15 protein-coding genes and 1 pseudogene are annotated in these 19,704 nt (G+C 71.5%); 4 read left to right on the top strand and 12 right to left on the bottom strand.

The genetic code is table 11. The annotated features are described in order from the left end of the window. Position 1 precedes the first annotated feature (1 nt). The 3 genes from mazG to nudE all read right to left on the bottom strand — a co-directional run bounded on the left by mazG (position 2) and on the right by nudE (position 2,322). Positions 2-823, bottom strand: coding sequence for a nucleoside triphosphate pyrophosphohydrolase (gene mazG / locus ABKA19_RS11800; protein WP_353689068.1), 822 nt, complete (start codon positions 821-823; stop codon positions 2-4). Between the two features lie 156 nt (positions 824-979). Continuing rightward, entirely contained in the window at positions 980-1,780 is an 801-nt protein-coding gene (gene cysQ / locus ABKA19_RS11795; RefSeq protein ID WP_353689067.1) for a 3'(2'),5'-bisphosphate nucleotidase CysQ, read from the bottom strand. After that, a complete protein-coding gene (gene nudE, locus ABKA19_RS11790; RefSeq protein WP_353689066.1) occupies positions 1,777-2,322 on the bottom strand; it encodes an ADP compounds hydrolase NudE in 546 nt (181 codons plus the stop codon). Before nudE ends, cysQ begins: the two co-directional genes overlap by 4 nt. A gap of 47 nt (positions 2,323-2,369) precedes the next feature. Between nudE and bioA the strand changes: the two genes are divergently transcribed. Together bioA and ABKA19_RS11780 are read left to right on the top strand one after the other, a co-directional pair. Beyond that, positions 2,370-3,788 (top strand): adenosylmethionine--8-amino-7-oxononanoate transaminase, encoded by a 1,419-nt coding sequence (gene bioA / locus ABKA19_RS11785; protein ID WP_353689065.1) that lies wholly within the window; start codon positions 2,370-2,372, stop codon positions 3,786-3,788. Further along, positions 3,779-4,513, top strand: coding sequence for a 16S rRNA (uracil(1498)-N(3))-methyltransferase (locus ABKA19_RS11780; RefSeq protein ID WP_353689064.1), 735 nt, complete (start codon positions 3,779-3,781; stop codon positions 4,511-4,513). The genes bioA and ABKA19_RS11780 overlap by 10 nt, the downstream gene beginning before the upstream one ends. Positions 4,514-4,694: 181 nt before the next feature. On the opposite strand, the gene ABKA19_RS11775 is transcribed toward ABKA19_RS11780, so the two are convergent. From ABKA19_RS11775 to pilG, 8 genes and pseudogenes are all read right to left on the bottom strand, one after another. Continuing rightward, complete coding sequence (locus ABKA19_RS11775; protein WP_162376682.1) at positions 4,695-5,165, bottom strand: chemotaxis protein CheW; 471 nt, start codon at positions 5,163-5,165, stop codon at positions 4,695-4,697. 30 nt (positions 5,166-5,195) lie between these two features. After that, complete coding sequence (locus ABKA19_RS11770; protein WP_353689063.1) at positions 5,196-6,374, bottom strand: chemotaxis protein CheB; 1,179 nt, start codon at positions 6,372-6,374, stop codon at positions 5,196-5,198. Continuing rightward, a complete protein-coding gene (locus tag ABKA19_RS11765) occupies positions 6,361-12,387 on the bottom strand; it encodes an Hpt domain-containing protein (protein ID WP_502945795.1) in 6,027 nt (2,008 codons plus the stop codon). Before ABKA19_RS11765 ends, ABKA19_RS11770 begins: the two co-directional genes overlap by 14 nt. Before the next feature lie 69 nt (positions 12,388-12,456). Then, positions 12,457-12,891: pseudogene (locus tag ABKA19_RS15720) on the bottom strand (Hpt domain-containing protein); the annotation flags it as partial. A gap of 97 nt (positions 12,892-12,988) precedes the next feature. Beyond that, positions 12,989-15,025, bottom strand: a complete 2,037-nt coding sequence (locus tag ABKA19_RS11760; protein WP_353689061.1) for a methyl-accepting chemotaxis protein — start codon at positions 15,023-15,025, stop codon at positions 12,989-12,991. A gap of 36 nt (positions 15,026-15,061) precedes the next feature. After that, positions 15,062-15,592, bottom strand: coding sequence for a chemotaxis protein CheW (locus tag ABKA19_RS11755; protein WP_162376679.1), 531 nt, complete (start codon positions 15,590-15,592; stop codon positions 15,062-15,064). A gap of 1 nt (position 15,593) precedes the next feature. Then, entirely contained in the window at positions 15,594-15,959 is a 366-nt protein-coding gene (locus ABKA19_RS11750) for a response regulator (protein WP_162376678.1), read from the bottom strand. Between the two features lie 19 nt (positions 15,960-15,978). Further along, positions 15,979-16,380 (bottom strand): twitching motility response regulator PilG, encoded by a 402-nt coding sequence (pilG, locus tag ABKA19_RS11745; protein ID WP_162376677.1) that lies wholly within the window; start codon positions 16,378-16,380, stop codon positions 15,979-15,981. Between the two features lie 233 nt (positions 16,381-16,613). Here pilG and gshB point away from each other — a divergent pair, with 233 nt between their 5' ends. Continuing rightward, a complete protein-coding gene (gene gshB / locus ABKA19_RS11740; RefSeq protein WP_353689060.1) occupies positions 16,614-17,582 on the top strand; it encodes a glutathione synthase in 969 nt (322 codons plus the stop codon). Further along, a complete protein-coding gene (locus tag ABKA19_RS11735) occupies positions 17,579-18,460 on the top strand; it encodes a TonB family protein (RefSeq protein WP_353689059.1) in 882 nt (293 codons plus the stop codon). The genes gshB and ABKA19_RS11735 overlap by 4 nt, the downstream gene beginning before the upstream one ends. A gap of 232 nt (positions 18,461-18,692) precedes the next feature. On the opposite strand, the gene ABKA19_RS11730 is transcribed toward ABKA19_RS11735, so the two are convergent. Beyond that, on the bottom strand, positions 18,693-19,703 hold the full coding sequence (locus ABKA19_RS11730; protein WP_353689058.1) for a class I fructose-bisphosphate aldolase: 1,011 nt from the start codon (positions 19,701-19,703) through the stop codon (positions 18,693-18,695). Between the last annotated feature and the right edge of the window lies 1 nt (position 19,704).

The following is a 19,704-nucleotide window of genomic DNA, read 5'->3' as shown; positions in this document are numbered from 1 at the left end:
CTCAGTCCCGCCCGCCACGCTCGAGCCGCTTGGCGCGGTCCCAGTAGGCCTCCTGCTGGTCGAGCGCCAGCGTCGGCAACGGCGTGCCGTCGTCCTGCGCCAGCTGCTCCATGGCGCGGAAGCGGCGCTCGAACTTGAGGTTGGCCCGGCGCAGCGCGGCGCCGACGTCGACCTTGGCATGGCGGGCCAGGTTGGCGGCCACGAACAGCAGGTCGCCGATCTCGTCCTCCAGCCGGGCGCGGTTGTCCTCGACCGCACCGCGGTCGAACTCGGCACGGACCTCTTCGATCTCCTCGTGCAGCTTGGCGATCACCGGCCCTGGCCCGGGCCAGTCGAAACCGGTGCGCGCCGCCCGCGACTGCAGTTTCACCGCGCGCTGCCATTCGGGCAGTCCACGGGAAATACCGGCCAGCGCGGAGCGATCCTCTTCGCCGGCGGCGACGCGCTCGGCGCGCTTGATCGCCTCCCAGTTCAGGGTCTGCTCGTCGGCGTCGGCGAAACTGGCGTCGCCGAACACATGCGGGTGCCTGCGCACCATCTTGTCGCCGATCGCCACGGCCACGTCGTCGAAGGCGAACGCACCCTGTTCGCTGGCCATCTGCGCATGGAACACCACCTGCAACAGCAGGTCGCCGAGTTCGTCCTTCAGCGCGTCCAGGTCGTTGCGGTCGATCGCGTCGGCGACTTCGTAGGCCTCCTCGATCGTGTAGGGCGCGATGGTGGAGAAATCCTGCTCGCGGTCCCACGGGCAGCCGCCCTGCGGATCGCGCAGACGCGCCATGATTTCCAGCAGGCGGTCGATGGGGCGGGTGGCGTCATCCATGCGGGGACTCCAGGGTGGCAAGGAAGGACAAGGCGATTTTGCCGGACCCAGCACTGCAGGCGCCCTTCTTGGAGGAGCCCATCGGACGGCGACGCGGGCGTCGGGGGATGGGGCCTCACTTGGAGCGGCGGCGTCGGGTCGCCGATGAATCGGCTCCTACAACAGCCAGTCGCGCCAAGGCAGGTCCGGGTCGCCCAGCGCGATGAAATCGCCGTTGAGCAGCGACTCGCGCCGGTTGTAGCGGAACGGCTTGCCGGTGTCGGCGGCAAGCAGCGCGCCTCCGGCCGCATGCAGCACGCATTGCGCCGCGGCGGTGTCCCACTCCGAGGTCGGGCCGAAGCGCGGGTAGACGTCGAGTCCGCCTTCGGCGATCCGGCAGAACTTCAACGACGAACCCAGCGCAACCTCTTCGATCGGCCCCATCCGGTCGAGCACCGCCTGGGTGCGGGCGTCCCGGTGCGAACGGCTGGCGGCCACCCGCAGCGGCGCGGTCGCCGGCGCACGGGCGCGCAGCACGCTGTCGCGATGGCCGTCGCGGCGGTAGCCCAGCTCGCCGCGCACGGCATGCCAGACCTGGCCGCCGACCGGCGCCTGGACCACGCCCAGGGCCGGCGCGCCCTGGTGGATCAGGGCGATGTTGACGGTGAACTCGCCGTTGCGCTTGACGAACTCGCGGGTGCCATCGAGCGGATCGACCAGCCAGTAGCTGGACCAGTGCTGGCGGGTCGCCCAGGGAATGTCGGCCGATTCCTCCGACAGCACCGGCAGGTCGGGCGTCAGCCGCTCCAATCCCTCGACGATGATCCGGTGCGCGGCCAGGTCGGCGGCGGTGAGCGGGCTGGCGTCGTCCTTGTGGGCGACGTCGAAGCTTCCGGCGTAGATCTCCATGATCGCCGCGCCCGCCTGACGGGCGATCGCGATCACGGTCTCGCGCAGGTCGGCGGTGATCCTGATCATCGTGCGGCCAGCCAGGCGCGGGCGATGAACAGGGCGGCCAGCGACCGGCCTTCGGAAAAATCATCTCGCAACATCAGCTGTTCCAGATCCTGCAGTTTCCAGGGAATGCCTTCGAGCTCCTCCGGCTCGTCGCCGGGAAGCTTCTCGGGATAGAGGTCGCGTGCCACCACCAGCCAGGAGACATGGCTCATGTAGGTGGGCGCAAGGGTCATGCCGCGCAGCACATCGAGCCGGCGGGCGCCGTAGCCGGCCTCCTCCTTCAGCTCGCGGTCGGCCGCCTGTTCCGGCGTCTCGCCGGCATCGATGCGGCCCTTGACCAGCCCCAGTTCGTAGCGGTGCACGCCGGCCGCGTATTCGCGCACCAGCAGCACGGTCCCATCGTCCAGCATGGGCACCACCACCACTGCGCCGTGGCCGCGGCTGACCATGCGCTCGAAGCGCCGGCGCTCGCCGTTGCCGAATTCCAGGTCCAGGCGTTCGAGCCGGTATGGTCCGACGTCCTGGGCGGTGGTCTCGTGGATGACCGGGAGGCGACGGCTCACGGCAAGTACCCGCGGCGCGGCCGCGGCGCGGCCGATATCATGGCGGGATGCACGAACGTGATCATGAGCCGCGAATGCTAGCAGACCCGGCGACCGAACAGGCCGGCGCACGGTGGCGGGAACGCGACCTGGCCGTGCTCTGGCACCCCTGCACGCAGATGCGCGAGCACCCCGACGTCCTGCCGCTGGTGCCCATCGAGCGCGGCACAGGCGCCTGGCTGCACGGCTACGACGGACGCCGCTACCTCGACGGCGTCAGCAGCTGGTGGACCAACCTGCACGGGCACGCCGAGCCGCGAATCGCCGCCGCCATCGCACGCCAGGCCGGCACCCTGGAACAGGTGATCCTGGCCGGCTTTTCGCATGCGCCGGCGGTGGAACTGGCCGAGCGGCTCCTGGCCCTCGCGCCGCGACAGGCGGGCCGCGCGCCACTGGCGAAAGTGTTCTACGCCGACAACGGCTCCGCCGGCGTGGAGGTGGCGCTGAAGATGGCGTTCCACTGGTTCCGCAACCGGGGCGAGCCGGGTCGCACCAAGTTCGTCGCCCTCGAGAACGGCTACCACGGCGAGACGTTGGGCGCGCTGGCGGTCGGCGACATCCCGCTGTACCGGCGCATCTATGCGCCGCTGCTGGCGCAGGCCCTGTTCGCGCCCTCGCCCGACGCCTACCTCGCCACGCCCGGCCAGTCCCCGGCGCAGCGCGCCGCGCAGGCCGCCGACGCGCTGGCCGACCTGTTCGACCGCCACCCTGGCGAGATCTGCGCCGTGATCCTGGAACCAAGGCTGCAGTGCGCCGGCGGCATGCGCATGCACGATCCGGCCTACCTGCGCCGGGCGCGCGAGCTGTGCGATGCCAACGGGGCGTTCCTCATCGCCGACGAGATCGCCACCGGATTCGGCCGCACCGGCACCCTGTTCGCCTGCGAACAGGCCGGTATCTCGCCCGACCTGATGTGCCTGTCCAAGGGCCTGACCGGTGGCTTCCTGCCGCTGGCCGCGGTGCTGGCCACGCAATCGCTGTACGACGGCTTCCTCGACGATTCGCGCGAGCGCGCGTTCCTCCACTCGCACAGCTACACCGGTAACCCGCTGGCCTGCGCGGCGGCGATGGCATCCCTGGATATCTTCGAAAGCGATGGCGTGCTGGAACGCAACCGTGCCACGGCCGCGGCGATGGCGGTCCTGGCCGCGCCGCTGGCCGCGCACCGCCACGTCGCCGACGTGCGCCAGGCAGGCATGGTCGTGGCGTTCGAGCTGACCCGCGACGGCGACCGCGCCACGCCGTTCCCCGCAGCCGCGCGCGTCGGCCTGCGCGCCTACCGTGCGGCGCTGGCGCGCGGCGTGCTGCTGCGCCCGCTGGGCGACATCCTGTACTGGATGCCGCCGTACTGCGTCGACGACGCGCAGCTGCAACTGCTCGCCTCGGTCACGGCCGAGGCCATCGAGGAGGCCACCGCGTGCGCGTGACCCGCTGCCATGTCGACCTGCCCCTGCATATCGGCGCCGACCTGGCGCTGCCCGAGCGCGCGGCCAACCACCTGGTGCGCGTGTTGCGGCTGCGCGAAGGCGATGGCTGCGTGCTGTTCAACGGCGACGGCCACGACTACCCGGCGCGGCTGGCCGCCATCGGCAAGCGCGAGGCACGCGTGGAAGTGCTGGCGCGCGAGCCGGTCGCCAACGAGTCGCCGCTGCGGATCGTCCTGCTCCAGGGCATCGCGCGCGGCGAGAAGATGGACCTGATCCTGCAGAAGGCCACCGAACTGGGCGTGGCCGCCGTCGTCCCGGTCTCGGGCGACCGCACCGAGGTGCGGCTGGATGCCGAACGCGCCGGAAAGCGCCTGGCCCACTGGCGCAGCGTGCTTGAGTCGGCGTGCGAGCAGTCCGGGCGGGCGCGGGTGCCGGCGCTGGGAGCGCCGGCGACGCTGGATGCGGCGGCGCGCGCGATCGACGGCGAAGGCCTGCGCCTGGTACTCGATCCGCAAGGCGAACACCGGCTGGACAGCCTGCACTCGCCGGCAGGCGGGAACGTGTGGATCGCGATCGGCCCGGAGGGCGGCTGGTCGCCGCGCGACCGCACCATCCTGCAGGCGGCCGGCTTCAGCGGACTGCGACTGGGGCCACGGGTGCTACGTACCGAAACTGCGGGCCTGGCGGCCATTGCCGCCCTGCAGGCACGCTTCGGCGACCTGTAGGGCCGACTCGCCTGCTGCTCTTCCGCCGCCGCTGGCCACGAGTCCCGCCGTCCCAGTAGCAGTGGGGCGAGCCCCGCTCTACGCAGAGTCGGGCTTTGGCAGCGGGACAGGCCCCAGGGCGGTTTTCAGACAGGAACGGCGCGACGCGCCGGCCGGTCCGGGCGACGACGCCGGCTCGGCCTCAGGCCGCGGCGGCCATCGCCTCGCCGATCATGCGCTCCACGCCTTCCAGGTCCGGCAGCAGGGCACTCTGGTCGCCGAGCAGGACGCGCATCTGCACCCCGCGCGGCAGGTCTTCCTCCGACGCGTCGGCCAGCAGGCTGTCGCGCGGCACCGAGACCAGCTGCGGGAACGAGGCCGTCAGCAGGGCGAAATACGGCAGGGTCTCGTCCTTGCCCAGGCCCTTGAGCACGATCACGCGGTTGTTGCGCATCGCCGGCTCCTCGCCCAGCCCGGCCAGGCGCGAGAACGCCACCAGGGGCACGTTCCACCCGTGCCAGACGATCTGCCCCGGCAGCCACGCCGGCGCACCCTCCACCGGCTCGATCGCCACGCGCGCCAGCACTTCGGCCACCGTCGCATTGGGCAGGAGCAGGCGCTCTTGGCCCACCTGGATCATGACACCGCGGATTTCGTCGCTGTTATAGGCCATCTGTCCTTCGTCCTCGAACGGTCTGCCGGCTCAGGGCCAGCGCGCGGCCAGCTGTTCGGCCAGCTGCGCCGGGGCGCCGAGCTCGGCACCACCGGCCGCCATCAGTTTCACCGCCGATGCGTCGTAGCAGCCCTCTAGCGACTGCCCGGCGACATGGCCACCGCGGGTGGCCAGCGCCAGCACGGCATCGATCCGTGCCGGGTCCGCGCCGCTGAGCACGATGACCGCGCTCTCGGCCGGCGGCAACGACGCGACCAGCTCGCTGTCGCCGTCGGTGAAGGCCAGGCCCTCGTCGCTGGCTTCGATGCCGACCGCCTGGGGCAGCACGTAGACGGTGGCCGCGGAGACGGCGTCGCCCGGCATGGCCATGGCCACCGGCAGCGCCGATACGCGCGCCAGCTGCTTGACCAGGTTGTCGTAACGGCCGCCGTCGAGCTTGAGCTGGACCAGCAGGGGCCGGGTGAACCCGGCCGGGAGCGCGCCGATCAGCTTGCGTACCGCGTCCGGGCCGCCGATGCCGGCGATCACCAGGACCGCACCCTTGACGATATCGTCGGTCCCTTCCGGCTCCAGCGCCACGAGTTCGAGGCGCGAGAAGTCCGGCAGCGGGGGCGGTTCGCGCCCGGCGCGCTCGAACGCCGGCGCCGCGGCATCGTCGCTCAGCGACCAGGCGGACGGCGAGGGCGCGGCGATGGCCGGCTCGGGCAGGTTCTCGCCGGGGCGGTCCTCCGGCAGCGCCTCGGCGCGCGCGGCGGCTTCGGCCAGGTGGGTGTCGAACGGATCCTCGGCGTGCAGCTGGGCCGGCGTTGCCGGGGCACCGGGCTGCAGGTCGATCACCAGGTCCTGCTCGCGGCCGGGCGGGAGCACGTCGTCGTGGCCGTGCAGCTTGGCCGCCAGGTGGCGGATCCAGCGCTGCGCTTCCCAGCCATCACGACGCGCGGCCAGGTCGGCCTCGTCGAACACGACCAGCAGGCCGGGCGACTCCAGCACGGGCTCCAGGGCGACCAGGGCGTCTTCGACCGCCGGCTCCAGCGCGACCAGCACCGCCTGCGGCCCGGCCGCGGCCAGGGTCCCGGCGTCGAGCACGGTCGGATCTTCCTCGAGCACCACCTGGGCGCCCGCCGCATCCAGCGCCTCGCGCAGGCGGTCGCGCGCGGCACCGGCGCGCGCGAGCAGCGCCACCGGCTTGCGTGCGTCAGCCACGGACACGGGCGATCCCCAGCAGGTCGTACACGTTTCGCATCAGGTCCAGTTCCTGGTACGGCTTGCCGAGGTAGCGCTGCACGCCGATCTCGAACGCGCGCTGGCGATGCTTCTCGCCGGTACGCGACGTGATCATCACGATCGGCACGCCGCGGAAGCGGTCGTCCGCGCGCATGGCGGTGGCCAGCTCGTACCCGTCCATGCGCGGCATCTCGATGTCCAGCAGCATCAGGTCGGGCACGCGCTCCTCCAGGCGCTCCAGCGCTTCGATGCCGTCGCGGGCGACGACCACCTCGAAGTTGTGGCGCTCCAGTACGCGGCCGGTGACCTTGCGCATGGTCAGCGAATCGTCGACCACCATGACCAGCGGCACGTGGCGCGCCTGCTGCGGCTCGACCGCGGCCGGTCGCTCCGGCTGGGCCAGGTGGCGGCGCACCAGCGGGGCGACGTCGAGGATCACCACCACGTGGCCGTCGCCGGTGATGGTTGCGCCGTAGATGCCCGGGACCGAGGAGATCTGCAGGCCGACCGGCTTGACCACGATTTCGCGGTTGCCGACGACCTGGTCGATGGCCACCGCGGCGCGCAGGTCGCCGGCGCGCACCAGCAGCAGCGGCACCTGCGCCTGGCCCTCGGCCTTGGCCGCGCCCTGTCCGACCAGCAGGCCCAGGTCGTGCAGCGCGTACTCCTCGCCTGCATAGCGGTAGACGCCGCCACCGGCCTCGAAGCGTTCGCGCGAGATCCGGCCGATGCCGCTGACCGAAGCCACCGGCACCGCGAAGGTGGTCTCGCCGATCTGCACGAACACCGCCTGGGTCACCGCCAGCGTCTGCGGCAGGCGCAGGGTGAAGGTCACGCCCTTGCCGGCGACCGAGTCGATCTCGACCGTGCCGCCGAGCTGGCGCACCTCGTTGCGGACCACGTCCATGCCCACGCCGCGGCCGGCCAGCTGGCTGACCTTCTCGGAGGTGCTGAAGCCGGATTCGAAGATCACCGAGTCCAGCTCGGCATCGGTCAGCTCCGCACCCGGCTTGATCAGGTTGCGCTGTTCGGCGCGCCGGCGGATCGCGGCGCGGTCCAGGCCGCGGCCGTCGTCGGACACCTGCAGCACGATTTCCGAACCTTCGCGGCGCAGCGCGATGGTGATCGTGCCTTCCTCGTCCTTGCCGTTGCCGCGGCGGTCCTTCGGCGACTCCAGGCCATGGGCCACCGAATTGCGCAGCATGTGCTCCAGCGGCGCGACCATGCGATCGAGGACGTTACGGTCCAGTTCGCCGTGGGTGCCGTCCAGGCGCAGCTGGACCTGCTTGCGGGTGTCGTGCGCGGCCTGGCGGACCACGCGGCGCAGGCGCGGGACGATGCTGTCGAACGGCACCATGCGCGCGCTCATCAGCCCGTCCTGCAGCTCCGAACTCACGCGCGACTGCTGCTGCAGGAGCACGTCGTACTGGCGCGCCAGGTCGTCGAGCACGCCCTGCAGGCCGGTCAAGTCGGCCGCCGATTCGGCCAGGCCGCGGCTGAGCTGCTGCAGCGTGGAGAAGCGGTCCAGCTCCAGCGGGTCGAAGGTCGGGTCGGCGCTGTCCTGTTCACGCTGGTAGCGGGCGACGATCTGGGCCTCGGTTTCCAGGTCCAGGCGGCGCAGCTGGTCGCGCAGTCGAGCGTTGGTGCGGTCCAGCTCGGCCATGGCGCTGCGGAACGCACCCAGCTGCTGCTCCAGGCGCGAGCGGTAGATCGCCACTTCGCCGGCATGGTTGACCAGGTTGTCGAGCAGGTCGGCGCGCACGCGCACCTGCTCCTGCGGCGCGCGCGGCGCGCCTTCGTCCGTGGTGACCGCCGCCTCGTCCTCCACCGGCGCGGACAGGGGCACGTGCGTGCGCACGGGCTCCGGTTCCGCGGCTTCGGCGACCGACGGCGCACCCTTGGGCTCCGGAACGTCCGCAGTCGCTGGCGGCGTCGCCAGCGCGGCCACGTAGCTGGCCTCGGCGGACTCGCCGGGCACGGCCACCGCTTCGCCGCGGATCCGCGCCTCGAACTCGTCGATCAACGCCTGCGGGATGTCGGTGGCGCGATGCACGCGGGTGTGCTGCAGCAGCCGGTGCAGGGCGTCGAACCCGCGCTCCAGCAGCTGGATGTCGCCGCGCTGCAGCTCGGTGCGGTGTTCGGCCACGGCCTCCAGCAGCGATTCGATCACGTGACCGAGGTCGCCGATGCTGGCGATGCCAGCCATGCGCGCGCCGCCCTTGAGCGTGTGCAGGTCCCGCTGCAGGCCGATGATCGCCTCGCGCGAGGACGGGTCCTGGCGGAGCTCCTGGATCAGGCCATCGACATGATCGAGGATATCGACGCCTTCCTCGACGAAGATGTCGACCAGGTCGCGATCCAGTTCGTTGAAATCGAGCATCGGACCGTCGGCCACGGCCTCCTCCTCGGAGCGGAACTCGGGCAACGGCGCGCCAAGCGCCGGCATGGCGACCACGGCGGCGACGGTCGCCTCCGCTTCGGCAGACGCCACGTCGGCATCTGCGGCCGGCGCGGTCGCCGCAACGGCCTCTTCGTCCGCGATGCCCATCGGCTCATCGTCGTCGGCAGCGGCAGCAGCTGCCCCGGACGCGTCGGCGGCTCCTGCGTCGATCGCCTCGGCGGCGCCCATGTCCATCTCGAGGGCTTCGAGTTCGACTTCGAGTTCGGCTTCGGCTTGACCCTCGGCGTCTGCTTCCGCAGCTGATTCGGCGTCTGCGTCGATTGCCGGCACGCCTGCAGGCTCGCCTTCGGCCTCCGACGCATGCGCCTCCGACAGGTTGCCCGTCGCGGCTGCCGAATCGATCGCCTCCACGTCGACGAAGGCGGCATCCACCGCCTCGTCGCCGGCGTCGGTCGCGTCCGATCCGGCCGCGACACCTGCTTCAGGCGCGTCGGCCGCGACTTCGCCGGCGGCTTCGAGATCGAAGTCTTCGACGGGCTGGTCGGCCTCGTGCGCGGCGACCACCTCCGCGCGGCCGGACGCATCGCTACCCACCACCGCCGCGGCGGAAGCCGCTGCGAGCACGCCGCTGGCGGCGGCAACGCGACCTGCATCGGCGTCGGCCGGCATGGGGACATCGGCCGGTGCCTGGTCCAGGTACGCCGCCAGGTCCTCGACGCTGGTGAGCTCGACGCCCGCCTGCGGGAGCGTGTCCTGCAGCGCTTCGGCCTCCGGCTCGGCGACCTGCGGCCAGCGCGCCTCGGGCAGGCTTTCGGACAGGGTGCGCAGGCGCTCGGCCAGCGCGGTGAAGCGCGGAATGCGCGGCGACTCGGCCTGCAGCGCGCGGATGCAGCCACGGATGGCGTCGGCCATGGCCGCCAGGGCGTCGACCGCCTCGGCGTCCGGCACCCGGGACGCGGCGAGCGAGCGCTTCACGAAGGTTTCGGCCGCGTCGGTGACGCCGGTGATCTCCGGCACGTCGGTCATGGCGAACGCGCCGTTCATGGTGTGGATGGCGCGCAGCAACGCCTCGCTCGCCGGCTCCGGCGCCTGGCGCGCCGAGGCGATCCAGGCGTCGACGGTCTCCAGGTGCGAAGCGACCTCGGCCTCGAGGATCTCGCGCAGGACGCTGTCGACCGACGCCGGCGTGCCCTCTTCGACCACGAGGACCGGCTCGGCCGCGGGAGCCGCGGACGGCGCGGCAGCCGGGGTGTAGAAGACGTCCTCGCCGGCGGCGACGCGGTCGGCGACCGCCTCCATCGCGTACAGGTCGGCGGTCACGCTGCCTTCGCCGCGCAATGCCGCATCGAACTGCGGCAGCACGTCGCAGGCCTGCTGCACCATCGCCAGCACCGCCGGACCCGGGGCGCGGGTGCCGTCGAGCACGCGGTTGAGCATGCCCTCGATCTTCCAGCTGAATTCACCCAGCGCGCGCGCGCCGACCAGGCGGCCGCTGCCCTTGAGCGTATGGAACACGCGGCGGATCGGGCGGAGCCGCTCGAGCTCCTCCGGCGCCTGGCCCCAGTGCGGCACCATGCGCTGCAGGTTGGCGCGCTCCTCCTCGAACTCCTCGAGGAAGACTTCGCGTATGTCGGCATCGATGTCCTGGGTATCGTCGAAACCGCCGATGACCTCGGCAGCTTGCAGGCTGGCGATGGCCGGTGCGGGGACGGCCGGCGAAGCGACGGCCTCGAGGCCGGCGGCGGCGGCGGAAATCTCGGCGATCAGCGAGGTGGAGTCCGCATCGAGCTCGATGCGGCTGATCCGGCTCTCGTAGACCTGGGCCGGCCGGACATCCGGCTGGACCTTCATGCTCAGGTCCAGCCAGGTACCGGTCCCGGCTACCGGGGAGACGTGCGGCAGGTCGTCCGGCAATGCAGGAACGGCCTCGGGCGTGGCGCCGGCGGCAACAGCCCCGTCGGCCGCGATCGACCCGGCGGCGCTCGCCGCGCCTTCGTCGACGGCGGATACCTCCACGCCCCCGATGGCATCGGCCTGCGGCGCCGCTGCGGTCGACGGCACCGCCTCCGCGGCCTGGCCGTCGCCAGCATCGCCGACGGCGCCGCTGTCTAGTTCGGCCGCCACCGGATCGAAGCTGGTCCACTGCGCGTTGTCGACCGCAGGCGGCTCCGCGATGGCAGCCACTTCGGCGGCCGGCATTTCGATGTCGAGCGCCGGCGCTTCCAGCACCTCGCGCTCCGGCAACGCTGCCGGCCCGCTGGCATCGTCTGCCAGCGCGGCTGCATCGTCGTTCTCGGCGGCCACCGGATCCCAGGAGGAGGTCGCCGCGGCGGCGACCGGCGCAGGCGCCAGGCCGACGGCGGCCACGGCCACCGCTGGCGCGGCTGCGGCCTCGGCCCCGGCGTCGGCTTCTTCCGGCAACGGCCAGTAGTGCAGGCTTTCCAGGCTGCTGCGGGCGATCTCCAGGATCTCCTCGCGGTTCGGCCGGCGGTCGCGCAGCGCTTCGAGGTAGTACTCCAGGCTGGCCATCGCGTCGGCCAGGGTGTCGAGCTGGCGCCCGCTGGGTACACGCCGGCGCTGCAGCAGCTCGGTCGCGATGTAGCGACGCACCCCTTCCAGGTAGTCGGCCGGCTGCGGCAGGTCCAGGATGCGCAATGCGCCCGAAACCTCCGACAGCAACTGCGGTACGTCCTTCAGCCGTTCGTGGTCCCAGTTGGTCTCGATGAAGGCGACGAAGTGCTCGCGCGCGGCGGCGAAGTTGGCGATCGCCTCGTGCGCCAGCACCTCCACCGTGCGCCGCGCCTCGGCGGCCGCGGCATCCTCGCCTTCCTCGCCCGCGCCCAGGCGGGCCACCTGGTCGTCGAGCGATGCATCCACGTAGAGCAGGGCGCCGGCGATGTCGAGCAGCGCGCTCTCGCTGGCCGGCTGTTCGCCGCGCGCGATGGCGTCCAGCGCCTGGCGCTGCTGCAGCACGACGTCGCGGGCCACGCCCAGGCCGAGCATGCCCAGGGTATCGGCGACATTGGCCAGTTCGGCAGTCTGGGGCTGCAGCGAGGCGGCGTCGCCGCCGGTGCGCAGGTGCAGGTCCAGCGCGTCCTTGACCCGCAGCAGTTCCTCCTTGACCACCCCGCCGACGGTGTTGAGCAGGTCGCGGTTGCGGCCGGCCAGGCTGCCGCGCGCATGGTCGAGCTCGGCCTCGCTCGGCGCGTGCACCTCGAGGTCGAATGCATCGCGCAGCGCGTCCAGCGCGGGATGCGTCGCCCTTGCCTGGGCGATGAGGTACAGCAGCTGGCGGGTCGGTTCCTGGCTGGCCACGCCCTGCGCGTTCGAGGGCGCGGCCTCGTCCTCGTGCGCCTGGCGCACGGCGCGGGCGATGCCGGCGAACGCACCGCGCAGGGCGTCGCTGGCCGCCAGGGCGCCGTCGCGCAACGCGGTGGCGGCCGAAGACAGCACCCACAGCATGCGGCGGGTGGTTTCGTGGCGGGCGTTCTCGAGCAGGTCGGCCGCGGCCGAGGCCAGCGCCGCCGGGTCGGCCGGCGCGGCCTGTTCCGGCCATGCCGCCAGCGCCTGGTCGAGGCGCGCCTGCGCCGAGGCCACCCGGTCCTGGCGCTGGGTCCACGGCAACGGCGAGGCCTCCGGCACCTGGTCCGGCAGCGGGCCGCTGAGGTCCGGCGCGAACAGCACGCTCTCGCTCAGGACCGCCGCGCCGCGCGCGGCGCGGATGTCGTTGAGCAGCGGCAACAACACGATCGGGATGTCGCGGTGGCCGTTCTGCAGTCGCTCGAGGTAGTCGGGCAGCAGCACGGTGCCGCGCATCAGGGTCGCGCAGGCTTCGTCGCGATCGCTGGCCGCCCCCTGCTGCACCGCCTGGGCGAGCAACTCCATCTCCTCGGCGACCATCGCCGGGGCGTACAGCTCGACCATGCGCAAGGTTCCCTGCACCTGGTGCAGGTAACCGGCGCAGAAGCGCATGCGGCTGGTATCCGCCGGATCCTCGGCGAACGCCTCGACCTCGTTGCGCGCCTGGCGCAGGGTCTCGTCAAGCTCCGGCTTGACCCATCCCAGCACCGCGTGGCTCATCGCGTCGCGCAGGGCGCTCATCGGCGGCTCCCGGCGAGGCGGAGCCGGCCGGCGTTGCCGGGCGCGGGCGGGCGCTTGTTGATGACCATCCTCATCGACTCATTCCCCCGTCGCACGCTCAGGCCGGCAACTTGAAGTCGGCCACCGAGCGGCGCAGGTCAGCCGCCAGCTGCGCCAGGTGTCCGATCGAGTCGGCGGTCTGTCCCGCACCACGCGAGGTCTGTCCGGAAATCTGCTGGACCACGCCCATCGTCTTGGTGATGTCGGCCGCCGCGCCGGCCTGCTGCTGCGCCGCGACCGAGATGTTCTTGATGAGTTCGTTGAGTGCGTTGGACACGCGCTCGATCTCGGTCAGCGCGGTGCCCGCGTCCTCGGCCAGGCGGGCGCCCGACACCACTTCGGCGGTGGTCTGCTCCATCGAGCTGACCGCTTCGTTGGTGTCGGCCTGAATGGCCTGGACCAGGCCTTCGATCCGGCGGGTCGCGCCGGAGGTGCGTTCCGCCAGCCGCTGCACTTCGTCGGCCACGACCGCGAAGCCGCGGCCGGTTTCGCCCGCCGCCGCGGCCTGCACCGCGGCGTTGAGCGCCAGGATGTTGGTCTGCTCGGAAATGTCGTTGATCAGTTCCACGATCGAGCCGATCTCCTGCGAGGACTCGCCCAGGCGCTTGATGCGCTTGGAGGTCTCCTGGATCTGGTCGCGGATCTGGTCCATGCCCTGGATCGTCTCGCGCACCACGCCGGCGCCCTCGGCGGCGATGACCACCGAGCGCTGCGCCACTTCGGCCGATTCGGTCGAGTTGCGCGAGACCTGCTCGATGCTGGCCGCGATCTCGTTGATGCGCTGGGAGGCGGCGGTGATCTGCTCGGCCTGGTGGTTGGACGCCTCGGCCAGCTGCAGCGCCGTGGCCTGGGTTTCCTGCGACGAGGCCGCGACCTGCACCGAGGTGGTGGTGATGGTGGTCACCAGGTTGCGCAGCTCGTCGACCGCGTAGTTGATAGCGTCGGCGATGGCGCCGGTCATGTCCTCGGTCACCGAGGCCTTCACCGTCAGGTCGCCCTCACCGAGCGAGCTGATTTCGTCCAGCAGCCGCATGATCGCCTGCTGGTTGCGGCTGTTGAACTCGACCTGCGCCTGGTAGCGGATCTCCTGCTCGCGCGAGCGGCTGCGCACCGACGTCCAGACGAAGCCGATCAGGGAGATCAGCGCCAGCGCACCGGACACGATGCCCAGCCAGAAGTTCGGGAACAGGCGCGTGTCGCGAACCGATCCGAACGCGGAGAACGCGTCGAACAGCTTCTTGCTGGCCTCGAGCATCTCGTCCGAGCCGGCGGCCAGGCTGGCCGCGGCGCCCTGCGCGGCGAACAGGTTCTTGGAGCTGCCCAGGATCGCGTCCAGGTCCTTGCGCATCTCGCCCCAGAGCGCCTGCGACTGCTCCAGCGCGGCCAGCGCGGCGGCGTTGCGGACGGGGGCCACGCCCAGTTCCTCGTTGCCCTGGGCCAGGCCTTCGAGCACCTGGCCGAACACCACGGCGTCGCGCGCCAGCGCGTCGCCGGCGGCGGCGGCGGTCGGGCCGCCTGCGCGGATTTCGGTCACGCGGCGGGCCATGGTGCCGGCCACCACGACCTGCTGCAACGCGCTGAACACCTGAGATGCCGGCGCACCGCCGGCGGTCATCGCGCGCACCACTTCGTTGAGCTGCGCCTGCAGCTGCGGGACGCGGCCGGCGAAACGGTCGGCGTTGCCGGCCAGCGCGAGCACCGCCGGCTCGCTGGCCACGATCTGCGCGGCGCTTTCGCCCAGCGGCGTCCACACCTCTACCAGCTGGCCGAGCTGGCCGGACACGCCGGGTTCCGCACCGAAGCGGCCCTGCAGGTCCGACACGGTGCTCTCGATCTGGGCCTTGGTCTGGCGGAAATCCTTGAACGCCTCGGCGTTGCCCGACACCGCGTCACGGCCTTGGTTGGCCAGCTGCTGCGAGAGCACCTGCAGGTCGGCCGCGCCGGTGCCGGCGCCGGCCAGGCGGCTGCCCTGCCAGGTGGCCACGCCGGTGTTCAGGCCGAACACGATCACCGAAAGGGCCAGCAGGACGAGCCAGAAGCCTGTGCTGACGCCACCCAGGCGGCTGGTCTTGGCGGTGTCCGGTGCGGTGCTCATGCGTTGTAACCTCGGTTCGGTGCAGGGCCGGCCGGCTCAGGCGGCGGCTTGGCGGAATTCGGGGGTGCGGGCCAGGCGCGACAGGGAGAACACGCCCCAGTCGGCGCCGTCGCTGTGGAAGGCGCGATCGACGAAGTGGCCGTAGCGGCCCTGCGCCAGCGGCGCCGGGTCGATCGCCTGTTCCTCGCCGAAGCTGCGCTGGCCGTAGAGTTCGTCGATGGTCAGGGCGACGTCGCCGCCCTGCTGGCGCATCACCAGCACGCGCTGGCCTTCGTGCAGCACGGTGCGCTCGCCCTCCAGGAACAGCTTCAGGTCGACCACCGGGAACAGGTTGCCGCGCAGGTTGCCGATGCCCAGCAGCCAGGGCTGCGCGCCGGGGACCGGGGTCACCGGCGGCATCGACAGGATTTCGACCACCTCGCCGAACTGCGAGACCAGGCGGCGGTCGCCGACGCGGTAGCCCACCCCGCGCCAGGTCTCCGGACCCAGTTCGCGCGCGGGCAGCTGCACGGCGTGCAGCAGGCTGCGCTGCTCGTAGTCGGCGAGGATGTCGAACGGAGTGCGCATGTCAGGCGGTCACCAGCTGGTTGATGCGCTCGAGGAGGTCTTCCTCGCGCGGCGGCTTGACCACGTAGTCGACCGCACCCTGGCGCATGCCCCAGGCACGGTCGGTCTCCATGCTCTTGGTGCTCACGATCAGCACCGGGATCTTGCTCGTGGCCGCGTCGCGGGTCAGCGCGCGTGTGGCCTGGAAGCCGCTCATGCCCGGAAGCACGACGTCCATCAGCACCAGGTCCGGCAGCTGCTTGCGCGCGATTTCGATGCCGTCCTCGGCATTGGTGGCGAGGATGACCTGGTGGCCACCCTTCTGCAGCCACTGGGTGAAGACCGCCCGATCGGTCGGCGAGTCTTCGATCAGCAGGATTCGAGCCATGTTGTTGCCTGCCCCCCGGTCAGGCGTTGACGTACGTGCGGATGGCGCCCAGCAGTTCTTCGCGGGTGAATGGTTTGGTCAGGTACTGCTCTGAGCCGACGATGCGGCCGCGCGCCTTGTCGAACAGGCCGTCCTTGGAGGACAGCATGATCACCGGCGTGCCCTTGAACTTCTGGTTGCCCTTGATCAGCGCGCAGGTCTGGTAGCCGTCCAGCCGCGGCATCATGATGTCGACGAAGATGATCTGCGGCTGCTGGTCGGCGATCTTGGCCAGCGCCTCGAAGCCGTCGCTGGCGGTGACCACCTCGCAGCCCTCGCGCTTGAGCAGCGTTTCGGCCGTCCGGCGGATGGTCTTGGAGTCATCGATGACCATGACCCGCAAGCCGGCCAGTGCCCCGGTCGGGGCCGTGTTGTCAGTCATTACCCTAATTCCCCATGCGCGCGGCGCTTCTTCCGGCGCCACTGCGAAGGTGTCTATATCCCAGTCCGGCCAGAGACTGTCAAGCCCGGCGGCATAATGGCGCCCACCCTGAACGGGCAGGATGCAGGAGCGGCCGCATTCCCTGACGGGCGTCGCATTTTTGACGCGCCGGTGCCGGCGGCCGGATCGGCTACCATCACCGGTCCCTCCCCTGCGGCACCCGCCTGCGCGCCATGACCGCCCCCCTCGACGTCATCGTGGTGATGGACCCGATCGGGTCGATCAAGATCGCCAAGGACACCACCTTCGCGATGCTCCTGGAGGCGCAGCGGCGCGGGCACCGGCTGCACTACGTGCGGCCGGGCGGGCTGTCGGTGCGCGACGGCCGCGCCGTGGCCCGGACCGCGCCGCTGGCGGTGCGCGACGACAAGGACGGCTGGTTCACCCTGGGCGACTTCGCCGAGCGCGCCTTCGGCCCGGGGCAGCTGGTGCTGATGCGCAAGGACCCGCCGGTGGACGCCGAGTATGTCTACGACACCCAGGTCCTGGACCTGGCACGGCTGGCCGGGGCGCAGGTGGTCAACGACCCGCGCGGGCTGCGCGACTTCAACGAGAAGCTGGCCTCGATGCTGTTCCCGCAATGCTGCCCGCCGACCCGGATCAGCCGCGACGCGGCCGAGCTGAAGGCGTTCGCCGCCGAGCAGGGGAAGGTCGTGCTCAAGCCGCTGGACGGCATGGGCGGGCGCTCGATCTTCCTCAGTCAGGCCGGCGACCCCAACCTCAACGTGATCCTGGAGACGCTGACCGACGGCGGCCGCAAGCTCGCGCTCGCGCAGCGCTACCTGCCGGAGATCGTCGCCGGCGACAAACGCATCCTGCTGGTCGACGGCGAGCCGGTCGACTACTGCCTGGCGCGGATCCCGCAGGGCGACGAGTTCCGCGGCAACCTGGCCGCCGGCGGCCGCGGCGAGGGCCGTCCGCTGAGCGACCGCGACCGCTGGATCGCCGCCCAGGTCGGCCCGGAGATGCGCCGGCGCGGCATGCGCTTCGTCGGCCTGGACGTGATCGGCGACTACCTCACCGAGGTCAACGTCACCAGCCCGACCTGCGTGCGCGAGCTGGACGCGCAGTTCGGCCTCAACATCGCCGGCCTGCTGTTCGACGCGATCGAAGCCGGCCCGCCGGCCGACGCCGGCGCATGACCGCCGCGGCCGCCGCCCCGCCGCCGCCCATCGGCCCCCGCCAGCGCCTCAACGCCACCGCGGTGCTGTCGCTGCTGGTCCACGGCATCGTGATCCTGGGCCTGGGCTTCGCGTTCAAGGAGGAGGCGCCGCTGGTGCCCACGCTGGACGTGATCTTCAGCCAGACCCGGACCGAGCTGACCCCGGAACAGGCCGATTTCCTGGCCCAGGCCAGCAACCGTGGCGGCGGCGAGCACGACAAGGCCCAGCGTCCGCGCGACCTGCAGGCCGGCGCGATCCCGCTGGCCGAACCGGGCGAGGAGCCGCTGCCGCAGCGGCAGAGTGCGGCGGTGGAAGCGCCGCCGCCGCAGGCGCGGGTGGTCGCCAGCCGGCGCGGCGAAGAAGCCGTGGTCGCGGCGCAGCCGCGCGAGCCGCTGCACGTGCCCGACTTGCCGCCAGTGAGCGAAGCACGGGCCGCGCGCGACGCCGAGATGGCGCGACTGGCGGCCGAGGTCTACCTGCGCTCGGAGCTGTACGCCAAGCGGCCGACGCGCAAGTTCGTCTCGGCCAGCACGCGCGAGTACGCCTACGCCAACTACCTGCGCGCCTGGGTGGACCGGGCCGAGCGGATCGGCAACCTCAACTATCCCGACGAAGCGCGCCGCCGGCGCCTCGGCGGCCAGGTGGTGGTCAGCGTCGGCGTCCGCCGCGACGGCAGTGTCGAGAGCACGCGGATCCTGCGTTCGAGCGGCACGCCGCTGCTGGACGAGGGGGTGCTGCGCATGGTCCGCCTGGCTGAACCGTTCCCGCCGCTGCCCGACACCGGCGACAAGGTCGACATCCTGCACGTCACCCGCACCTGGGTGTTCGTGCCGGCGGGTACCGTGCGGACCGAGTAGCTCAAGCCACAGCCACAGCCAAAGCCATTCCAAGCAGAAGCGCTGGCCCGCTTCGGAAGGGAGTCCGCCGTCGCCTGGGGATGTCCCATCCCTCGGGTGCGCCCCCTCCGCGCAGGACGGCGGACTCCTGCCGAAGCCGACGCAACCTGTTGCCGTTGTCGTTGCGTATCGCGGACAACAAGAAACGCCGGCACAAGGCCGGCGTTCCTTCATGGCGTGCTCGCGATGGCGATCAGCCCTCGCCCTGCCACTGCCCCAGCGCGGCCCGGGAGTTGTCGCGGGCGCGGGCGAATACGGTGTCCTGCGCCTTCCGGAAGTTGGCATCCATGTCCTTGGCCCACAGTTTCAGCGCGGCCTGCTGCATCGCCCGACCGTAGGAGAAGCTGAGCGTCCACGGGTTCGGCCCCAGCCGGTTCATGGCGTCCAGGTGCGCCGTCGCGTCCTCGTCCTCCTGCCCGCCGGAGAGAAAGACGATGCCGGGCAGGATCGCCGGCACCGTGCTCTTCAGGCACATCAGGGTGGACTCGGCCACTTCCTGCACGTCGGCCTGTTCCGGGCAGTCCTTGCCGGCGATGACCATCGAGGCCTTCAGGATCGTGCCTTCCAGCAGCACGTTCTGCTCGTACAGCGCGGCGAACAGCGAGCGCAGCACCGCCTCGGTGACCTCGTAGCAGGTCTCGATGTCGTGGTCGCCGTCCATCAGCACCTCCGGCTCGACCATCGGCACCAGGCCCTGCTCCTGGCACAGCGCCGCGTAGCGCGCCAGCGCATGGCTGTTGGCCTCGATGCAGGTGCCGGTCGGGATGTCGTCGCCTATGTTGATCACCGCACGCCACTTGGCAAAGCGGGCGCCGAGCCGGTAGTACTCCTCCAGGCGCGGGCGCAGGCCGTCCAGGCCCTCGGTCACCAGCTCGCCGGGGAAGCCGGCCAGGGCGACCGTGCCCTTGTCGACCTTGATGCCGGGCAGGATGCCGCTGTCGGCCAGGTACCGGGCGAACGGCACGCCGGCCCGGGTCGACTGGCGCAGGGTCTCGTCGTAGAGGATCGCGCCCGAAATATGCTGGGACAGCTTCGGCGTGGTCAGCAGCAGCTCGCGGTAGGCGCGGCGGTTGTCTTCCGTGTTCTCGATCCCGACCGCGGCAAAGCGCTTGCCGATGGTGGTCGTGGATTCGTCGATCGCGATGATGCCCTTGCCGGGCGCGACCATCGCCAGGGCGGTTTCGGCAAGCTGCTCGATGCTCATG

The organism is Pseudoxanthomonas sp. Soil82 (assembly GCF_040446535.1).
Taxonomy (GTDB): Bacteria; Pseudomonadota; Gammaproteobacteria; order Xanthomonadales; family Xanthomonadaceae; genus Pseudoxanthomonas; species Pseudoxanthomonas kaohsiungensis.
This window is presented reverse-complemented; position numbering and strand designations above follow the sequence as displayed.